The 19,138-nt window shown below is 67.2% G+C and carries 20 protein-coding genes; 19 read left to right on the top strand and 1 reads right to left on the bottom strand.

Annotation, left to right across the window (positions count from 1 at the left end; all coding sequences use genetic code 11):
- Positions 1-153 precede the first annotated feature (153 nt).
- The gene (locus tag PW843_21735) at positions 154-366 is read right to left on the bottom strand and encodes a hypothetical protein (protein ID MDE1149194.1); all 213 of its coding nucleotides are present in this window, start codon (positions 364-366) and stop codon (positions 154-156) included.
- A gap of 365 nt (positions 367-731) precedes the next feature.
- Here PW843_21735 and PW843_21730 point away from each other — a divergent pair, with 365 nt between their 5' ends.
- The 19 genes from PW843_21730 to ltaE all read left to right on the top strand — a co-directional run bounded on the left by PW843_21730 (position 732) and on the right by ltaE (position 19,108).
- Positions 732-1,106, top strand: coding sequence for a DUF952 domain-containing protein (locus PW843_21730; protein ID MDE1149193.1), 375 nt, complete (start codon positions 732-734; stop codon positions 1,104-1,106).
- Entirely contained in the window at positions 1,103-2,170 is a 1,068-nt protein-coding gene (locus PW843_21725; protein MDE1149192.1) for a quinone-dependent dihydroorotate dehydrogenase, read from the top strand. Before PW843_21730 ends, PW843_21725 begins: the two co-directional genes overlap by 4 nt.
- 156 nt (positions 2,171-2,326) lie before the next feature.
- Positions 2,327-3,583, top strand: a complete 1,257-nt coding sequence (locus tag PW843_21720; protein MDE1149191.1) for an EAL domain-containing protein — start codon at positions 2,327-2,329, stop codon at positions 3,581-3,583.
- 17 nt (positions 3,584-3,600) lie between these two features.
- On the top strand, positions 3,601-4,491 hold the full coding sequence (locus PW843_21715) for a TIGR01459 family HAD-type hydrolase (GenBank protein MDE1149190.1): 891 nt from the start codon (positions 3,601-3,603) through the stop codon (positions 4,489-4,491).
- 132 nt (positions 4,492-4,623) lie between these two features.
- Positions 4,624-5,802 carry a DUF2807 domain-containing protein gene (locus PW843_21710; GenBank protein ID MDE1149189.1) on the top strand — a complete coding sequence of 393 codons (1,179 nt, stop codon included), beginning with the start codon at positions 4,624-4,626 and terminating at the stop codon, positions 5,800-5,802.
- A gap of 82 nt (positions 5,803-5,884) precedes the next feature.
- Positions 5,885-6,706 carry an IS5 family transposase gene (locus PW843_21705; protein MDE1149188.1) on the top strand — a complete coding sequence of 274 codons (822 nt, stop codon included), beginning with the start codon at positions 5,885-5,887 and terminating at the stop codon, positions 6,704-6,706.
- A 202-nt stretch (positions 6,707-6,908) separates the two neighbouring features.
- Positions 6,909-8,636, top strand: coding sequence for a PAS domain-containing sensor histidine kinase (locus PW843_21700; protein MDE1149187.1), 1,728 nt, complete (start codon positions 6,909-6,911; stop codon positions 8,634-8,636).
- A gap of 9 nt (positions 8,637-8,645) precedes the next feature.
- Complete coding sequence (locus PW843_21695; protein MDE1149186.1) at positions 8,646-8,864, top strand: hypothetical protein; 219 nt, start codon at positions 8,646-8,648, stop codon at positions 8,862-8,864.
- Between the two features lie 151 nt (positions 8,865-9,015).
- Positions 9,016-10,827 (top strand): ABC transporter ATP-binding protein/permease, encoded by a 1,812-nt coding sequence (locus PW843_21690; protein ID MDE1149185.1) that lies wholly within the window; start codon positions 9,016-9,018, stop codon positions 10,825-10,827.
- A gap of 52 nt (positions 10,828-10,879) precedes the next feature.
- Positions 10,880-11,170 (top strand): hypothetical protein, encoded by a 291-nt coding sequence (locus PW843_21685; GenBank protein ID MDE1149184.1) that lies wholly within the window; start codon positions 10,880-10,882, stop codon positions 11,168-11,170.
- Positions 11,167-11,448, top strand: coding sequence for a type II toxin-antitoxin system RelE/ParE family toxin (locus tag PW843_21680; protein MDE1149183.1), 282 nt, complete (start codon positions 11,167-11,169; stop codon positions 11,446-11,448). Before PW843_21685 ends, PW843_21680 begins: the two co-directional genes overlap by 4 nt.
- 86 nt (positions 11,449-11,534) lie before the next feature.
- Positions 11,535-12,554 carry a methylmalonyl Co-A mutase-associated GTPase MeaB gene (meaB, locus tag PW843_21675; GenBank protein MDE1149182.1) on the top strand — a complete coding sequence of 340 codons (1,020 nt, stop codon included), beginning with the start codon at positions 11,535-11,537 and terminating at the stop codon, positions 12,552-12,554.
- Between the two features lie 26 nt (positions 12,555-12,580).
- Positions 12,581-13,084: a DUF6265 family protein gene (locus PW843_21670; protein MDE1149181.1), complete on the top strand. Its 504-nt coding sequence runs from the start codon at positions 12,581-12,583 to the stop codon at positions 13,082-13,084.
- A 292-nt stretch (positions 13,085-13,376) separates the two neighbouring features.
- Positions 13,377-13,673 carry a 50S ribosomal protein L28 gene (rpmB, locus tag PW843_21665; protein ID MDE1149180.1) on the top strand — a complete coding sequence of 99 codons (297 nt, stop codon included), beginning with the start codon at positions 13,377-13,379 and terminating at the stop codon, positions 13,671-13,673.
- Between the two features lie 181 nt (positions 13,674-13,854).
- Complete coding sequence (locus PW843_21660; GenBank protein ID MDE1149179.1) at positions 13,855-14,643, top strand: queuosine precursor transporter; 789 nt, start codon at positions 13,855-13,857, stop codon at positions 14,641-14,643.
- Between the two features lie 29 nt (positions 14,644-14,672).
- Positions 14,673-15,935 (top strand): tRNA guanosine(34) transglycosylase Tgt, encoded by a 1,263-nt coding sequence (tgt, locus tag PW843_21655; protein ID MDE1149178.1) that lies wholly within the window; start codon positions 14,673-14,675, stop codon positions 15,933-15,935.
- Between the two features lie 108 nt (positions 15,936-16,043).
- Complete coding sequence (locus tag PW843_21650; protein ID MDE1149177.1) at positions 16,044-17,639, top strand: lysine--tRNA ligase; 1,596 nt, start codon at positions 16,044-16,046, stop codon at positions 17,637-17,639.
- Between the two features lie 24 nt (positions 17,640-17,663).
- On the top strand, positions 17,664-17,954 hold the full coding sequence (locus tag PW843_21645) for a hypothetical protein (protein ID MDE1149176.1): 291 nt from the start codon (positions 17,664-17,666) through the stop codon (positions 17,952-17,954).
- 143 nt (positions 17,955-18,097) lie between these two features.
- Positions 18,098-19,108 (top strand): low-specificity L-threonine aldolase, encoded by a 1,011-nt coding sequence (gene ltaE / locus PW843_21640; protein MDE1149175.1) that lies wholly within the window; start codon positions 18,098-18,100, stop codon positions 19,106-19,108.
- The last annotated feature ends 30 nt before the right edge of the window (positions 19,109-19,138 follow it).

The raw sequence follows: 19,138 nt of genomic DNA, 5'->3' as shown, positions 1-19,138 counted from the left end.
CTGGAAGATTAGGCCGGGCAACGGTGCGGGATCGACTGAGCTAACGTTAATCCTTATGTTGCAGGATCCGTCTTAATCGATGCGGTTTCCTGTCCGGAAACCGCCCGACGACGCCAGCAACATCTTGGATTTCCGCAATAAAACCGAAGCGGATCACATCGCCTTGAGCATGGTGGTGTAGATCGCCCAGGCGACCTCCACGCTCACCCCGCCGGCGCGCGCGCCGGCCGTCAGCATCTCGGTGGTGGGTTTCAGCGGCGCCTGGGTGTGGGTGACCACGCCGGCGTCGCCCATGCGGGCCTCACCCGACCCGAGGTTCAGGAAAGCGCCCTGTTCAGTCACACGCGACGTGTCCAGTTGGCCCATGGCCGTCCTCCACCGTTGATAAAGTCCGGACGGGAAGACGCAAACCGGGTGCCAATGCGACAGCTATCGAAAGGTCATGCCGGCGGGCCCCACGGAACCAAAGGAATCGGCCGCTTTGCGATTGCTGCGCACCGTCGGTCATAAAATTTCAGCGCGGTGGTAATGTCATTTTGCGACGACGCCCCATCACTCTTCTCAATTTGCAAATGGGCGAATTCTCATCCTGCCTCGCCCTGCCCGCCAAAAGGCATCCCGCACACCCCTGCATCGCCCCTCAAGGGCCTATTCGTGCATTTCCCATCACGCCCGGCGGAAAAATAATCTAGGGTCGCGCCCAGACGGGGACCAACACCATGCCGACGCCCATGCCCACACCGAAAAACGATCTGATCTTCCATATGTGCCGTGAGGATGAATGGGCCGCCGCCCAGGTGTCGGGCGGCTATCCGGGGTCATCGCAGGACCAGGCGGACGGCTTCATCCACTTTTCCACGGCCGGGCAGATCGTGGAGAGTGCCGCCAAGCACCGCGCCGGACAGGCCGGCCTGCTGGTGCTGACGGTGGATCCGGCCCCGCTGGGCGACGCCCTGAAGTATGAACCGTCACGCGGCGGCCAGCTGTTTCCCCATCTCTACGGCATCCTGCCGGTGGCGGCGGTGCGCCGCGCCGACCCGCTGCCGCTGGGCGCCGACGGGCGCCACGTCTTCCCCGCCCACGTGCTTGAAGGGGCCCCGAAGTGAGCCTGGCCTATCGCCTTGCCCGTCCCATCCTGTTCGCCATGGAGGCGGAGCGGGCGCACGACCTGACCGTCACCCTGCTGAAATCCGGCCTGATGCCCGGCGCCCTGTTCGGGGCCGGTGGCGCCGATGACCCCGCACTGGCGCAGACCCTGCTGGGCCTGACCTTCCCCAACCCCGTGGGCCTGGGCGCCGGCTTCGACAAGAACGCCGTGGTGCCGGACGCCATGCTGGGCATGGGGTTCGGCTTCGTGGAGGCCGGCACGGTTACGCCCAAGCCGCAGGCCGGCAACCCCAAGCCGCGCCTGTTCCGCGCGGTGGAGGCGGAGGGGGTGATCAACCGCTTCGGCTTCAACAATGAGGGGCTGGACGCCTTCGCCGCCCGGATCGAGGCGCGACGGGCGGCGGGCCGGCGCGGCATCGTCGGCGTCAACATCGGCAAGAACAAGACCAGCGAGGACGCGGCGGCCGACTACGTCACCAGCATCCGCCGCCTGGCGCCCACCGCCGATTACCTGGTGGTCAACGTCTCCTCCCCCAACACGCCGGGCCTGCGGACGCTGCAGGGCCGCCAGGCCCTGACCGACCTGCTGGCCGCCTGCCTGGAGGCGCGGGGCACGAGCCGCACGCCCCTGCTGCTGAAGGTGGCGCCGGACCTGACCGAGGATGACAAGCTGGACGTGGCGGAGGTGGCGCTGGCCAGCGGCATCGACGCCCTGATCGTGACCAACACCACGCTGGAGCGGCCCGACAGTCTGCCGCCGCACCTGCGGGCGGAAACCGGGGGCCTTAGCGGCCAGCCGCTGTTCGAAAAGGCGACGGCGGTCTTGCGCGACTTCTATCGCCTGACGGGGGGCAAGCTGCCGCTGATCGGCGTGGGCGGCGTGGGATCGGGCGCCCAGGCCTATGCCAAGATCCGCGCCGGCGCCAGCCTGATCCAGCTTTATTCCGCCCTGATCTACCAGGGGCCGGGCCTGGTGACGGTCATCAAGCGCGACCTGGTCGATCTGCTGCGCCGCGACGGTTTCACCAGCATCGGCCAGGCCGTGGGCGCGGATCATCGCTGAACGGGAACAATCACCAAGTTTTCCTAGGCCCCGACCGGGGCCGCCGGAGATTTCCGGGTAGCGTTAGCGGACTGGAAATTGAGGATGAGCCAAGGGGCGGAGGCCCCGCCGGCGTCTGAGGCAACTCAACACTCCGGCGCCTGAGGGGACATGCATATGACCGTGCTGCGCCATATCATCTTCGCCGCCTGCTACGTCGCTGTGGCCCTGGCCGTGGCCTTGGTCCTGCCGCTGGCGGGGCTGGGCGTGGACCGATCCTATGGCCTGCTGATGGGCCTGGTGGTGTTCGTCTTCGGCGGCCTGCTGCATGAGTTCTATGCCCGTATGGAGCAGGCCGAGCGGCTGGAGCATCGCCTGGACCGCCTGCTGGACCGTCAGCGCGACGTGCTGGCGGCGCTGGATCGCCTGATGCGCCCGGATGAGGCCGACGACGCCGTGGCGGCCGTGGTCAGCGACGCCCGCATGCTGCGCACCCTGGCCGGCCAGATGCCGGTACAGGCCGCCGCCCCCGCACCCATGGCGGTCGCCCCCGCCGCCGCGGCTCCGGCCCCCGTGGCCCCCGTCCCACCGCCCGCCCGCCCGGTCCCGCCCCTGCCCAGCCTGGGGTCCGCCTATGGCCCGCTGCCGGGGGCGGAGGCGCTGGTGGGCGCACCGGTGGACGACGACGCCCCGGTCATGGCCGGCATCCGCGAGGCCCTGCGGTCCGACCGGGTGGACATCTTCCTGCAGCCCATCGTCAGCCTGCCGCAGCGCAAGCACCGCTATTATGAGGTGTTCTCCCGCATCCGGCTGGAGGACGGCAGCTATCTCACGCCCGACCGCTACCTGGGCGTGGCGGCGCGCCACAATTTGCTGGCGCCCATCGACAACCTGCTGCTGTTCCGCTGCGTCCAGCTGCTGCGCGAGACGGAGAAGCGGCACCAGAACGTCGGCTTCTTCTGCAACATCTCCGCCGCCACCCTGAACGACGGCACCTTCATGCGGGAATTCGTGCAGTTCATGGGCCAGCATTCCAACCTGGTGCAGAAGATCGTGTTCGAACTGAGCCAGGCCGACCTGATGCAGGGCGACGTCTTCGCCACCGGCTTCCTGGACGGGCTGCGCAGCCTGGGCTTCCGTTTCTCCATGGATCAGGTGGACCGCTTCGACGTGGACTGGGACCAGTTGGCGGCGCATGAGATCCGCTTCGTCAAGCTGGACGCCGCCCGCCTGCTGGACCCCGACGGCCGCTTCGCCAACCCGGACAAGGTGACGCTGCTGAAGCGCCAGCTGGACCGCAACAACATCGACCTGATCGTGGAGAAGATCGAGACGGACCAGCAACTGCTGGACCTGTTGGACCTCTACATCGATTTCGGCCAGGGCTATCTGTTCGGCGAACCCCGCCTGGCCCGCCGCCCCGCCCCGCAATGACGCTGCTTGAGACCCCCATGCCTATCCCGACCATCCCGCATTACCAGGGCCTGTCGCAGCTGGCCGACCGCTACGACGGCTTCATCCTGGACCTGTGGGGGGTGGTGCATGACGGCATCCAGCCCTATCCCGGCGTGCCGGAATGCCTGACGACGCTGCGTGCCGCCGGCAAGCGCGTCTGCCTGCTGTCCAACGCGCCGCGCCGGGTGGATGCCGCCGCCGCGCGCCTGGTGGAAATGGGCCTGACGCCCGATCATTACGACGCGCTGCTGACCTCGGGCGAGGCGACGCACGACGCGCTGCGCGATCCTCCGGACGCCTGGCACGCCGCCTTGGGGCCGAAACTGCTGCACATCGGGCCCGACCGCGACGCCGGCGTCTACCGAGATTTGCCCGGCCGGGTGCGGGTGGAAACGCCGAATGAGGCCGACTTCGTACTGAACACCGGCATCGTGGATTTTGATGAGACCCTGGCGGATTACGAGCCCATTCTGGCCGCCTGCGCCGCGCGCGGCCTGCCCATGCTGTGCGCCAATCCGGATCTGGTGGTGCATGTCGGCCCGCAGCTGGTGATCTGCGCCGGTGAGTTGGCCCGCCGCTATGAGGAACTGGGCGGCGACGTGCGCCAGCACGGCAAGCCCTATCCGGGCGTCTACGCCCGCTGCTTCGATCTGCTGGGTAGCATCCATCCCAGCCGCATCCTGGCGGTGGGTGACAGCCTGCGCACCGACATGGCCGGCGCCAACGCCGCCGGCATCGACGGCCTGCTGATCGCCGGCGGCATCCACCGCGAGGAATTGGGCGTGGCCGATCCGCTGACGGACATGCCCGACCTGGGCCGTCTGGCCGAATTGACCGCCCAGGCGGGCCTGCGGGTGGCGGGCGTCATGAACCGGTTGGGTTGGTAATCGCCACCAGCTCTACTGGAAGTCATGTAACGGGCGGGTTAAAAGTGTAACGGTTCGGCAAACACTGCGGACAGGACGGCTCAGGTGGCTAATAGTCGGGGGAATTCTACGATGTCGCGCAGGGTACGCCCCATGGAAACCAGTATCGCGTCGCCCCGTCCCCGCCTGACGCCCGGCATTCCGGCCGGCGGGGTCATTGCCCTTGTCATCGCCGTCGGGTCCCTGGGTTTCCTGCTGGTGGGCGGGCATATGGACCGGTCGCATTCGGTCCACATGGTCAAGGCGAAGTCCCGCATGTCGGACGCGATGCCGCCCATGCCCCCGATGCCGCCCATGCCCCCCGACGCGCCGGCGGCCCCGTCGCCCCTGGCGGAACCGTCACCGGTGAGCCCCATCAGCCGGTCCGACGCCGACCAGATTCGCCGCGACGTGGAAGAGGCGATGCGGTCGGTGGACATCGGCAAGATCAAGAGCGAGGCCATGGCCGCCGCCGAGGCCGCCCGATCGGCGGCCCGCGATGCCCGCGCCATCAGCAACGCCACGCAGGAATTCCCGGCCCAGGCGACCTTGAGCCTGTCGGGCCTCAACGGGTCCACCGTCATCCATCCGTCGACCAGCGTCACCAGCATGACGGTCACCAGCAACGGTGGTGCCGTGCGTGCGTCCGCCGACGATGGCGTGCTGCGTGTGTCGGGCGGCGGCAAGGCCGTGGACCTGTCCATCACCGTGCCCGCCAACACCAACCTGACGGTGACCGGCGTCAGCGGCGACCTGACGGTGGAAGGCCCGCTGGACGGCGACGTGACCATGGACGTGCGCAAGGCCGACATTTCGCTGAAAAAGGTCAAGTCGCTGCAGGTCAACGTCACCGAAAGCGCCGACATCAGCGTGGATGAAGTGGCCGAGACGCTGAAGTTCATCGTGGCCGGCCGTGCCGACCTGCATGTGGGCCGGGTGTCGGACGCTGAATTCCGGGTGATGGGCCAGGCCGACATCTCGCTGGGTGCCGTCAACAAGGCCCTGCGTCTGGCCGTCTATGGCAGCGGCGACATTTCCGCCGACCGGGTGGACGGCGTGGTGGAGGCGGTGATCAACGGCAAGGGCGATGTCCACATCGCCGACGGCAGCGCCAGCGCCATGAAGGTGGCGGTGCTGGGTCGGGGTGACTTCACCTTCGACGGCACCGCCAAGGACCCCAGCCTGTTCATGGGCGGCAGCGGCACCATCACCCTGGCCCACCACACCGGCACGCCGCGCATCGGCAAGTCGGGCGGGGGCGATATCGTCCTGGGCGACCAGAGCGCGCCTTAGAGCCTGGCCCATAAATAAGTGGAGTGATATCAGTCACTTGTGATTCGTTCTGTTTGCGAAGACGAGAATGGATCCCAAGATTATGTGGACTGATACCACCCGTCGTCAGTATCGGCGGGATCATCTGAAGTATGCAAGCGATCTGACGAACGAAGAATGGGACGTCCTGTGCCCGGCGCTTCCTGTCGCGTACCGGCGGGGCCGTCCGCGTGAGGTGGAGCTACGGTCGGTGGTGGAGGCGATTTTCTACGTGCTGGAGGGCGGATGCGCGTGGCGGATGCTGCCGGACAGCTTTCCGCCGCGGACAACGGTACAGCGTTACTTCTACACTTGGCGGAACGACGGGACGTGGAAGCGGGTGAACCATCTGCTGCTGATGCGTGCGCGGGAAAGGATGGGCCGCGAGGCCAGCCCCAGCGCCGGGGTGATCGACAGCCAATCGGCCAAGACCACGGAGGCCGGTGGCGTGCGTGGGTATGACGCAGGCAAGAAGGTGAAAGGCCGCAAACGCCATATCATCACGGATACCAATGGGTTACTGGTTGGTGCGGTTGTTCATGGCGCCGATATCCAGGACCGCGATGGCGCTCCTTCGGTACTGGCTTCGATCCGCGCCGCGTTCCCGTGGCTGCGGCATGTCTTCGCCGATGGCGGCTACGCGGGCGACAAGTTGGAGACCGCCCTGGCCACCATGGGTAATTGGACCCTGGAGATCATCAAGCGATCCGACACCGCCCAGGGCTTCGTCGTCCTGCCCAAGCGCTGGGTGGTGGAACGGACCTTCGCCTGGTTGGGCCGGAATCGCCGCCTCGCCAAGGACTTCGAACGGGGAACCGACACCGCAACGGCTTGGATCTTCACTGCCAGCGTCAAGCTCCTCACCAGGAGATTGGCAAGGACATAAAACTACCTATCCGATTCCGGGCCGGACTCTTAGAGCAGGATGCGATCAGGTGATTCCACCTGATCGCGTTCCGCTCTAAGTCCCCAAGCACTCCAATTGCGCACGGCCCTCGCCCGGGCCTACAGTACCCCCATCGGCGAAATGAACGGCCCACCCCCTCACCTTTCGAGGGGGCGGACCCGTGCGGCGGGGTGGGGCAAGGGTGAAGCTGGGTGCCGCGACACGGATTTGCCTGGGATACGCCCTGCTGGGCATCACCTGGATCCTGACGTCCGACTTCGTGTTGGACGTTTTCCCGCCCTTGTTCAGTGGCCATCCGGTGGGTCCCTGGGTAGGGCCGGCCAAGGGCGTGGCCTTCGTCATCGTCACGGCCCTGCTGCTGCACCGCATGCTGACGCGCACCTTCAGGGCGGACGCGGAGAAGGCCCAGGCCCTGGTTGTCAGCGAGGCGCGTTATGCCACCCTGGCGGAGATGTCGCCCGTCGGCATCTTCCAGGCCGACGGCGCCGGCACCGTCACCTTCCATAATGACAAGATGCGTGAGTTGGCCGGCGTTCCCACCCCCATGGAACGGGGATGGGTCCATGCCGAGGACCGCGACCGGGTACGGGCATGCTGGGAAGCCGCCATCGCCACCGGCGGCTTCTTTTCAGAAGAATTCAGGATGGCGCGCCCCGACGGCCGGCTGGCTTGGGTGCTGTGCCAGGCGGCCCCGATAGCCGCCGGTCCCGCCGGCTATGTCGGTGTCCTGATTGACCTGACCGACCGCCAAGTCGCCCTGGAAGAGGTGCGGCTGGGCAAGGAACGCTATGAACTGGCGGTGACCGGATCGGCGGTTGGCATCGTGGACTGGCGCCTGGCCGACGACGATCTGCACCTGTCGGATCAGGCGCGGGCGCTGCTGCGCCTGCCATTGAACGAACGCGCCACCGGCCATGCGCTGCTGCGCCTGCTACCCGCCGACGAGCGCCGGCGGGTGTTCAGCGCGACACGCGACCACCTGGACACCCGGGCGCCCTTCGACCTGGAACTGCGCCTGCGCTGCGCCGACGGCGTCACCCGCTGGTTCCACGCCCGGGGCCAGGTGGTGCAGGACGCCCAGGGCCGGCCGCGGCGCGCCCTGGGGTCCCTGGTCGATATCAGCGTGCGCAAGGAAACGGAAAGCCAGCTGGCCCGCGCCCGCCAGGACGCGGAGATGGCCAGCCTCAGCAAGACCGCCTTCCTGGCCAGCATGAGCCATGAGTTGCGCACGCCGCTGAACGCCATCATCGGCTTCAGCGAATTGATCACCCAGCAGACCTACGGCGCCGTGGGCGACCCGCGCTATGCCGAGTATGCCGAGGACATCCGGGTCAGCGGCCTGCACCTGCTGGATCTGGTGAACGACATCCTGGACGTGGCGCGCATGGAGGCCGGCCGGTTCGAGCTGGAGGACAAGGTGGTGGACATCGCGGCGGAGATCGCGATCGCCGTGCGCCAGATCCAGGCCGGCAACCTGCAGCGCCATCTGGAGGTCACCGTGGCCCCGGGGGCCGGAGGCCTGCACGCCATGGTGGACCCCACCGCCCTGCGCCAGGTGCTGCTGAACCTGCTGGGCAACGCCGCCAAGTTCACACCCGACGGCGGCCGGGTCACGGTGGCCGCCACCATCCGGGCGGACGGCCTGGCCCTGTCGGTCACCGACACCGGCCCCGGCATCTCCCGCCATGTGCTGGAGAATCTGGGCCAGCCTTTCCTGCAGGCCGAACCGTCGCTGCGCCGCCGCCACGGCGGCAGCGGCCTGGGCCTGTTCATCGTGCGCCGCCTGATGGAATTGCACGGCGGGATGCTGATGGTGGATTGCCCGCCCGGCGGCGGCACCTGCGTCACCGTGGTGTTCCCGCCCGACCGCCAAGTGCCGCCTGGACCGGCGCTGGCGATGCTTCCATGATGGGGCGCCATGACCAAACCGCCCAAACCACTGGCCCCACCGACCGCGCCCGCCGAGACGCCCCGAACCTTGGACCAGGTGCTGGCCGAAGGTGCCCGCAAGGGCGATCACGGCTACGGTCGTTTCCGCGCCCAGGCGGACAAGGCGGCGGCCGATGCCGACAAGGGCGACGACCGCGCCTACCGCCTGTTGGCCGAGGCCATCCGCGGCCTGCTGCGTGACCGCTGATCCCCCATATCCTGGCACCCATGCGGGGCCCCATGCCCCTGGGCCCTATCACCGCCGCCCCCGCCGCCCTATCTGATATCCCATGACCCAGAACGCCGCACAGCCATCCGCCGTCCCGCCCCAGCCAGAGGCGCGCCCCACCCGGCCCGAGATGGGCGAGGGCAAGGCGCTGGCCATGCTGATGCCCTATATCTGGCCCCAGGGCGACTGGGGCACGCGCGGGCGGGTGATCATCTCCATGGCTCTGCTGCTGGGGGCCAAGGCCGCCAGCGTCACCATCCCGGTGTTCTACAAGCATGCGGTCGACCAATTGGGCGCCGGCATCGCCGCCCACGCCGCCGTGATCCCGGTGCTGGCCATCCTGTCCTACGGCCTGGCGCGCGTGCTGTCGCTGGCGTTCGGCGAATTGCGCGACAGCGTGTTCGAGCGGGTGGCCCAGCGCGCCATGCGCAAGGCGGCGCTGAGCGTCTTCCGCCACCTGCACGGCCTGTCGCTGCGCTTCCACCTGGAACGGCAGACGGGTGGCCTGTCGCGGTCCATCGAGCGCGGCACCAAGGCGATCGAGACCCTGCTGTCCACCGCCCTGTTCAACATCCTGCCCACGCTGCTGGAGATCCTGCTGGTCACCGGCATCCTGTGGAAGCTGTTCAATGTCTGGTTCGCCCTGGTCACCTTCGTGGCGGTGGCGGGCTATATCGCCTTCACCATCCTGATTTCCAACTGGCGCACCCGCATCCGCCGCCAGATGGTGGAAAGCGACACCAAGGCCAGCGCGCGGGCCATCGACACCCTGCTGAACTACGAGACCGTCAAGTATTTCGGCAATGAGGAGCATGAGGCCCACCGCTACGACAAGGCGCTACAGGTCTATGAGAAGGCGGCGGTGCGCACCCAGACCTCGCTGTCCGTCCTGAATGTGGGGCAGAGCTTCATCATCGCCCTGGGCCTGGTGGTGGTGATGTGGATGGCCGCCAGCGGCATTGAGGCCGGGCGCCTGAGCCTGGGCGACTTCGTCCTGGTGAACACCTATCTGCTGCAACTGTACCAGCCGCTGAACATCTTCGGTTTCGTCTATCGCGGGGTGAAGGAAGCCCTGATCGATATGGAGAAGATGTTCGTCCTGCTGGATGTGGACCGCGAGGTGGCGGACAAGCCGGGCGCCCAGGCGCTGACCGTCAGCGGCGGCGAGGTGCGGTTCGAGAACGTGTCCTTCGGCTACGATGCCCGCCGCCCCATCCTGAAGGGCGTCAGCTTCACCGTGCCCGCCGGGCGCACCGTCGCCATCGTGGGCCCCAGCGGCGCCGGCAAGTCCACCCTGTCGCGCCTGCTGTTCCGCTTCTACGACGCCAACGACGGCCGCATCCTGATCGACGGCCAGAACATCACGGACGTGACGCAGGCCAGCCTGCGCGCCGCCATCGGCATCGTCCCGCAGGACACCGTGCTGTTCAACGACACCATCCGCTACAACGTCGCCTACGGCCGCACCGGCGCCACCCAGGAAGAGGTGCAGCACGCGGCCGTCCTGGCCCACATCGACGGCTTCGTCGCGGGCTTGCCCGATGGCTGGAAGACCACGGTGGGCGAGCGCGGGCTGAAGCTGTCGGGCGGCGAAAAGCAGCGCGTGGCCATCGCCCGCACCATCCTGAAGAACCCGCCCATCCTGATGTTCGACGAGGCGACCAGCGCGCTGGACACCCACACCGAACGCGAGATCCAGCGCAATCTGCGTGAGGTCAGCCGCGGCCGCACCACCCTGGTGATCGCCCACCGCCTGTCCACCGTGGTGGACGCCGACGAGATCATCGTGCTGGAGGAAGGCCGGGTGCGCGAACGCGGCCGCCACGCCGACCTGCTGGCCCTGGGCGGCGCCTACGCCGCCCTGTGGGCGCGCCAGCAGACGGCGGATCCGGTGGCGGAGGGCGCAGCGACATTAAGTGCTGCCCAAGTGGATGCTATCTGAGATAGCGCCGATGCGTTACACTGCACAAACCACGTAACACAAGAGGCGATTCATGACTGAAACGACCTTCACCTTTCGTGTGGACGAGGCGCTGAAGGCCGAGTTCGCCGAGGCTGCCAAGGCCAATGATCGCACGGGCGCGCAGTTACTACGCGACTATATGCGCGCTTTCGTACGGCAGCGGACCGATGCGGCCGGTTATGATGCTTGGTTTCGCGCCCAGGTTCAGATTGGTATCGATGCAGCCAATGCTGGCGATGTGATATCCGCCGAAGAAATGGAAGCGGAGGCAGCAACCTGGCGCGCTGAAACCCGCCGCAAACTGGCCGGCCAGGCGTCGTGAAACTTGTTTGGACGCGCCCGGCAAGGATCGACCGTAAGGAGATTTACGAATACATCGCGCAGGAAAATGTGATCGCCGCGCAGAATCTTGATGAGACATTCGCGAAGAAAGCGGCGTCCTTGCCCAATCATCCGGACATGGGCCGGCCTGGTCGCATCGTTGGTACGCGCGAACTGGTCGTCCACCGGAATTATGTCCTGATTTATGCCGTAACGGGCGACACCGTGGGGATATTGCGACTCTTGCACACGGCCCGCCAGTGGCCTCCAAAGCTATAGCCACCCTCGACATCGGGAATCGCCCGGACCAAAGTTCTGGGCTATGGAGCAACCATAAGGATATTCGCCTGAGGCTGGTTTCCCCCATGAACGCCGATACCCCGCTTCTTCCCGAGTCGCCCGCCGATGCCACCGGCCTGGCCGCCCCCTTGCTGGCCGGCGACCGGCGGGCCCTGGCGCGGGCCATCACCCTGGTGGAATCGACGCGCGCCGATCACCGCGCCCGGGCCGATGCCCTGCTGGCCCGGCTGCTGCCCCACAGCGGGCGGTCGGTGCGGGTGGGCATCACCGGCGTGCCGGGCGTGGGCAAGTCCACCTTCATCGAGGCCTTCGGCCTGCATGTCATCGGGCGCGGCCACAAGGTGGCGGTGCTGGCCATCGACCCGTCCAGCCAGCGCACCGGCGGGTCCATCCTGGGCGACAAGACCCGCATGGAACAGCTGTCGCGGGAGCCCGAGGCCTTCATCCGCCCCTCGCCCGCCGGCAGCACCCTGGGCGGCGTCGCCCGGCGCACGCGGGAAGCCATGCTGTTATGCGAAGCCGCCGGCTTCGATGTCATCGTGGTGGAGACGGTGGGCGTGGGGCAGTCGGAAACGGCGGTGGCCGACATGGTCGACCTGTTCCTGCTGCTGCTGCTGCCGGCCGGCGGCGATGAGCTTCAGGGCCTGAAGAAGGGCATCGTGGAACTGGCCGACCTGGTGGTGGTGAACAAGGCCGATGGCGATCTGATCGCCCAGGCCCGCCACACCGTGGCCGAATACCGGCACGCCCTGTCCCTGCTGCGGCCAAGCGTGCCCGACTGGCGCGTGCCGGTACTGAGCTGCTCCGCCCTCACCAGCCAGGGGGTGGAGGGGGTGTGGGACACCATCGGCCAGTTCCGCGACGGCCAGACGGCCACCAGCGGCGGGCTGGACCGCCGCCGGGCGGAACAGGCGCAATCCTGGATGTGGAGCGAGATTCGTGAAAGCCTGATGGCCGCCTTCATGGCCGACCCCGCCGTGCGCGCCGACCTGGCGGCGGCGGAGGCGGCGGTGACGGCCGGGACGCAAACGCCCGCCATGGCGGCGCACGCCCTGCTGGCGCGATTCCGCGGCAGCGGTTCTTGACCAACAGCGGGGGATCCTCGAGCGGAATGACGATGCGTCCCTGGCTGACAACCGCCCTGCTCCTCTCCCTCGGTATCGGGCACCCGGCTCTGGCGGAGGACTGCACGCTGGCCGGCCTGCATTGGCTGGAGGGCACGTGGCGCAACGCCACCATCGATTCGGCCGGCGAGGAACGCTGGGTCGTCCTGCCCGGTGGCAACCTGGCGGGCAGCGCCTGGGAAACCGGCAAGGAAGGCGTGCCCCATTTCATCGAGGCGTTGAGCCTGTCGACGCAGGGCGCCCAAGTCATCCTGCGCCTGCGCCATTTCGACGGCACGCTGGCCCGCGCCTGGGAGGACAAGACCACCCCCGTGGTCTTCGTGGCCACGGAGTGTGTCCTGGGACGGGTGCGCTTCACCGGCCAGGGCGCTCAGGCGGGCGAGGCCATCACCTATTCCCGCGAGAAGGACAGGCTGAGCTTCGTCGGTGACTTCATCCACAAGGGCAAGCCCCATCGCATCGACCTGGAGATGGTGCGGGCGGGGGATTGACACGTCCCTCCCTGGATGTCGCCCAGCGACAATAGCCCGATCCTTTGTTCAAGATGAGACGGGCGCCATTTGACTCGAAGGTCCGGCGCCTTCATCAATAGCGGCCCCGTCAGTCGCTTACCTGTTCTGTGCCCGATTCTACATCCGGCCATGGCAGGGATGCCGACCATTGGCCCCTGAATTCCCCCGGGGTGCCCTTGACTCTCCGCCGTCCCTTCGGTTATATCGCCGCTTCCCTCCGGAGCGATGTGCGCCGGGGTCGTTATTCTTGTTATTCCGTGAAGGTGTTCCTATGGCCCGCAAGTGCGATGTGACCGGCAAGGGTTTGCAGTTCGGCAACAACGTTAGCCATGCCAACAACAAGACCCGCCGGCGTTTCCTGCCCAACCTCCAGGAGACCTCGCTGCTGAGCGACGCGCTGGGCACCATGGTTCGTCTGCGCCTGTCCACCAAGGGCATCCGCACGATCGAGCACAAGGGCGGCCTGGACAGCGCCCTGCTGGACATGCGTGACAGCGAGCTGTCGCTGGATGCGCGCCGCGTGAAGCGCCGCATCGCCAAGGTGCTGGCCAACAAGGCCGCCGCCTAAGCACCGCACGCCTTCCGGGAATGGGGCGGCCCCAGACGGGTGCCGCCCTGATCCTCGGTCGATAGGTTCATTGACGGTGTCATTCCCTTGGGCGTTCTCGGGCCGGCCCCTTGTGCCGCCCACGCCTCATCGACATCGCCCGTGCCGGCTGCTTGACCCCGCGGGTTGGGGCCTCTGATCCATGACGCTCTCCCCCGCAGCCCTGGTCGAATTTCTGAACGGTGTCCCGCCGGCGGTTTTGCTGGTCGGTCAGATGCTGTTCTGTTTCAGCGCCATTTTGGCGCTCGCCCGGCTGTTCGGACAGTCCGGCCTCTATATCTACATCATCGTTGCCATCGTCGGCGCCAACGTCGAGGTGTTGAAGGCGGTCCAGTTCCCCTTCTATGAACACCCCGTGGCCATGGGCACGATCCTGTTCAGCTCCACCTACCTCGCGACCGACATCCTGACCGAGCATTACGGCCGGGACGCGGCCCGGCGCGGCATCTATCTCAGCTTCTCCGGCTATCTGCTGTTCACGCTGATGATGCTGATCACCCTGGGTTTCCGCCCCATGAATGCGGCGGAGGCGGGGGACGACATGGCCTGGGCGCTGTCGACCCAGGAGCATCTGGCCGCCATGTTCCTGCCGGCCCCGGCGCTGTTCGCCGCCGGCATGGGGTCTTACCTCACCAGCCAATTGTGCGATGTCTGGATTTACCAGAAGATCCGGGGGGTTACGGGCGCCAAGCACCTATGGCTGCGCAACAACGGGTCGACCATGGTCTCGGCCCTGGTGGACAATACCGTGTTCAGCGTGCTGGCCTGGCGTGTCTTCGCTGACAACCCGGTCGATTGGCATGCCCTGGTGTTCACCTACATCCTGGGCACCTACCTGATGCGGGTGGCGGCCAGCCTGCTGGACACGCCCTTCATGTATCTGTCGCGCCGCGCCCTGGCGCCGCATCTGGCGGCGAAATCTCCCGCCTGATCCTTTTTCTTTATTCCCGAGTCGCCCCCATGCCCGACGCCGCGTCCGACGCCATGCCCAGCAGCACCTATCCCGGGTTCTCGTTCGAGATCACCCACAAGGCCCCGGACAGCCGGGCGCGCCTGGGACGGCTGACGACGCCGCACGGCACCATCTCCACCCCCAATTTCATCTTCTGCGGCACCAAGGCGTCCATCAAGGGTGTCACGCCGGAGCAGATGCGGGCGGAGAAGACGGACATCATCCTGTCCAACACCTATCACCTGATGATCCAGCCGGGTGCGGACATCGTCGCCAAGATGGGCGGCCTGCACCGCTTCATGGGCTGGGACGGCCCCATGCTGACCGATTCGGGCGGTTTCCAGATTTTCTCCATGGGCCATGGTTCGGTCGCGGATGAGATCAAGGGCCGGCGCACCCAGACGCGTGAGACCACCCTGCTGAAGATCAGCGAGAAGGGCGCCACCTTCCGCAGCTACATGAACGGCGAGAAGCTGTTCCTGAGCCCCGAATCGTCCATCGACATCCAGCGCAAGCTGGGCGCCGACCTGATCGTGCAGTTCGACGAGTGCACGCCCTTCCACGTCGACCGCGCCTATACCGCCAAGTCCATGGCGCTGAGCCACCGCTGGGGCGACCGCAGCTTGAAGGAATTCGCCCGCGGCGGGGGCCTCAGCTACAACGGCCTGCCCCAGGCGCTCTACGGCATCATCCAGGGCGGCGTGTATGAGGATTTGCGCAAGGAGAGCGCGACATACACCAAGGACCGCCCCTTCTTCGGCACCGCCGTGGGCGGCAGCCTGGGCGCCAACACGGCGCAGATGGATGAGGTGGTGGCCATGACCATGCCCCACACCCATCCCGACCGGCCCGTCCACCTGCTGGGCATCGGCGGCATCCGCGACATCTTCGCCGGCGTGATCCAGGGCATCGACACCTTCGACTGCGTCAGCCCCACCCGCATCGCCCGCCACGGCTGGGCGCTCGCGCCCAAGGCGAAGGGGGAGCGGCTGAACATGCGCAACTCCCGCTTCCGCGACGATCCCGGCCCCATCGATCCGGCCTGCGACTGCTACGCCTGCCGCACCTTCAGCCGCGCCTACATCCACCATCTGCTGAAGGCGGGCGAACTGCTGGTCATGCAACTGCTGTCCATCCACAACGTCGCCACCATGAACCGCCTGCTGCGCGACGTGCGCGAGGGTATCGCCACCGGCACCCTGGCCGAGGCCCGCAAACGCTGGGTGCTGGAACCGGGCGAGGACGCGGCGGCGCAGGGCGGCAACGCCTAAACCCCGAATTGACCGGGTACCCGCCAGCGCATACGGTGCCGAGCCCCGACTCGGCATACCGTGCGGAGGCGGGCCTTTTTTCCATTCGATTTGACGTGAGTGACCGCGATGGCGACGGAACAGGAACTGGCACGCGAGGCGAAGGCTTGGCCGTTTGAGGAGGCGCGCAAACTGGTCGCGCGCTACGGCGACAAGGCCCCGCCCAAAGGCTATGTCCTGTTCGAGACCGGCTACGGCCCCTCGGGCCTGCCGCACATCGGCACCTTCGGCGAGGTCGCCCGCACCACCATGGTGCGCCAGGCCTTCCAGCGCCTGGCGCCCGGCGTGCCCACCCGCCTGTTCGCCTTTTCCGACGACATGGACGGCCTGCGCAAGGTGCCGGACAACATCCCCAACCGGGAGATGGTGGCGGAGCACCTGGGCAAGCCCCTGACCAAGGTGCCGGACCCCTTCGGCACGCATGAAAGCTTCGGCCACCACAACAACGCGCGCCTGCGCGCCTTCCTGGACGGCTTCGGCTTCGAGTACGAATTCCAGAGCAGCACCGACTGGTACACCTCCGGCCGCTTCGATCCCGCCTTGCTGGCCGTGCTGCGCCACTATGACGAGATCATGGGCGTGATGCTGCCGACCCTGGGCGAGGAGCGCCGGGCCACATACAGCCCCTTCCTGCCCGTCAGCCCCAGCAGCGGCCGCGTGCTGCAGGTGCCGATGCTGGAGATCAACCCGGATGCCGGCACCGTGGTGTTCGAGGATGAGGACGGGAAGAAGATCGAGACGCCGGTCACCGGCGGGCATGTGAAGCTGCAGTGGAAGCCCGACTGGGGCATGCGCTGGTTCGCCCTGGGCGTGGACTATGAGATGGCGGGCAAGGATCTGATCCCGTCCGTCGAACTCGCCAGCAAGATCTGCCGCATCCTGGGCGGCACCCCGCCCGAGGGCTTCAATTACGAGCTGTTCCTGGACGACAAGGGCCAGAAGATCAGCAAGTCCAAGGGCAACGGCCTGACGATGGAGGAGTGGCTGCGCTACGCCCCGCCGGAAAGCCTGGCGCTCTACATGTTCCAGAAGCCGCGCGCCGCCAAGAAGCTGTTCTTCGACGTCATCCCGCGCGCGGTCGATGATTACCTGACCTTCGTCGACAAGCTGAAGGCGGAAGACCCGGCCAAGGCGCTGGAGAACCCGGCCTGGCACATCCACAACGGCCAGGTGCCGGAGTGGGCGACGGCCGCCGACCGGCTGAAGACCAACCTGTCCTTCGGCATCCTGCTGAACCTGGCGGGTGCCGCCAATGCCGAGAACGCGGACGTGATGTGGGGCTTCATCAGCCGCTACGCCCCCGCCGCCACGCCCGCCAACAGCCCCTTCCTGGACCGGCTGGTGGGTTACGCCGTCGCCTATTACCAGGACCGGGTGAAGCCGACCAAGGTCTACCGCGCGCCCACCGACGTGGAGCGTGCCGCCCTGGTGGATTTGCGGGCCGCGCTGGACCGCCTGCCCGCCGATGCCGAGGCCCTGCAGAACGAGGTCTACGAGATCGGCAAGCGCCATCCCTTCCCCGAACTGCGCGCCTGGTTCCTGGCCCTGTACGAGGTGCTGCTGGGCCAGAGCACGGGCCCCCGCATGGGCAGCTTCATCGCCCTTTACGGCGTGGAAGAGACCAAGGCCCTGATCGACCAGGCCCTGGGCGACGGCATCAAGTAAGACGGGTAAAGCAGTCGGGCGGGAATGGACAAACGCCGTTCCCGCCCGCATATTTTCGCCATGACCCAACGCATCGACATCCAGGACAGCACCGCCGAACGCCTGGCCCAGTTGCAGACGCTGACCGGTCAGGACATCGATACGGTCCTGGACGCGGCCTTGGCAGCCCGGCTGGAACAGTTGGAGATGGAGGCGTTCCGCGCCGCCGTCAAACTCGGCGCGGACGAGGCGGACGCGGGCCTTTTCTCCACCAGGACTGTGGAAGAGATTGTGGCAAACGGCATCGCACTGGCCAAACAGCGGCAACACGGCTGATCGTTCGGGATATCTTCGCGCCGGCTCTTTTGACGCGCGGTCCGTCGCGTCCAGCAACCCGCCCGTTTATGGTAAGGATCGTTTCCCGCCCGCCGTGGGCGGAACTGACCGATCGCCTTCACCATAAGGGAACACCAATCCCCATGATCCGTTTCGACTTCCGCAGCGACACCGTCACCCGGCCCTCTCCCGCCATGCGCCAGGCCATGGCGAATGCCGAGGTGGGCGACGACGTGTTCGGCGACGATCCGACGGTGAAGAGGCTGGAAGCACGGACGGCGGACCTGCTGGGCAAGGAAGCAGGGCTTTTCCTGCCGTCGGGCACGCAATCCAACCTGGCGGCCCTGATGGCGCATTGCGGCCGGGGCGATGAATACATCGTGGGCCAGATGGCCCATTGCTATCGCTGGGAGGCGGGCGGGGCCGCCGTGCTGGGCAGCATCCAGCCGCAGCCCATCGCCCACCAGGCCGACGGCACCCTGGCGCTGGCCGACATCGATGCGGCCATCAAGCCGGACGATCCGCACTTCGCCCGCACCCGCCTGCTGGCACTGGAGAACACGCTGGGCGGCCGGGCCCTGCCCCTGTCCTACATGCGCGACGCCACCGACCTGGCCCGCCGCCGCGGCCTGGCCACCCATCTGGACGGTGCCCGTGTGTTCAACGCCGCCACCGCGCTGGGCGTGCCGGCGGCGGAGGTCGCGACCGGCTTCGACAGCGTGTCCGTCTGCCTATCCAAGGGCCTGGGCGCCCCCATCGGCAGCGTGCTGGTGGGGCCGGCCGACCTGATCCAGCGGGCCCGCCGCATCCGCAAGATGCTGGGCGGCGGCCTGCGCCAGGTGGGCATCCTGGCGGCCGCCGGCCTGTACGCGCTGGAGCATAACGTGGCCCGCCTGGCCGACGACCATGCCAACGCGCGCCGCCTGGCCGAGGGGCTGTCTGCCTTCCCCGCCCTGACCGTCACGCCGCCCGACACCAACATCCTGTTCGTCGCCGTGACGGCGGATGTGGCCGAGGCCTTCAACGCCCACCTGAAGGACAATGGCGTCGCCGTCACCAGCACCTATGGTATGCAGCGCTGGGTCACCCACCTGGACGTGGACGCCGCGGCGGTGGAGCAGGCCTTGGCCATTGTGGGCACCTTCTTCCGCTAAGTCCCCTTATCCGTTGAACGGTTGAAGCGC

This window comes from Azospirillaceae bacterium (assembly GCA_028283825.1).
GTDB lineage: Bacteria > Pseudomonadota > Alphaproteobacteria > Azospirillales > Azospirillaceae > Nitrospirillum.
Note: the sequence above shows the minus strand (reverse complement) of the source record. Positions and strands in the feature narration are given on the sequence as shown.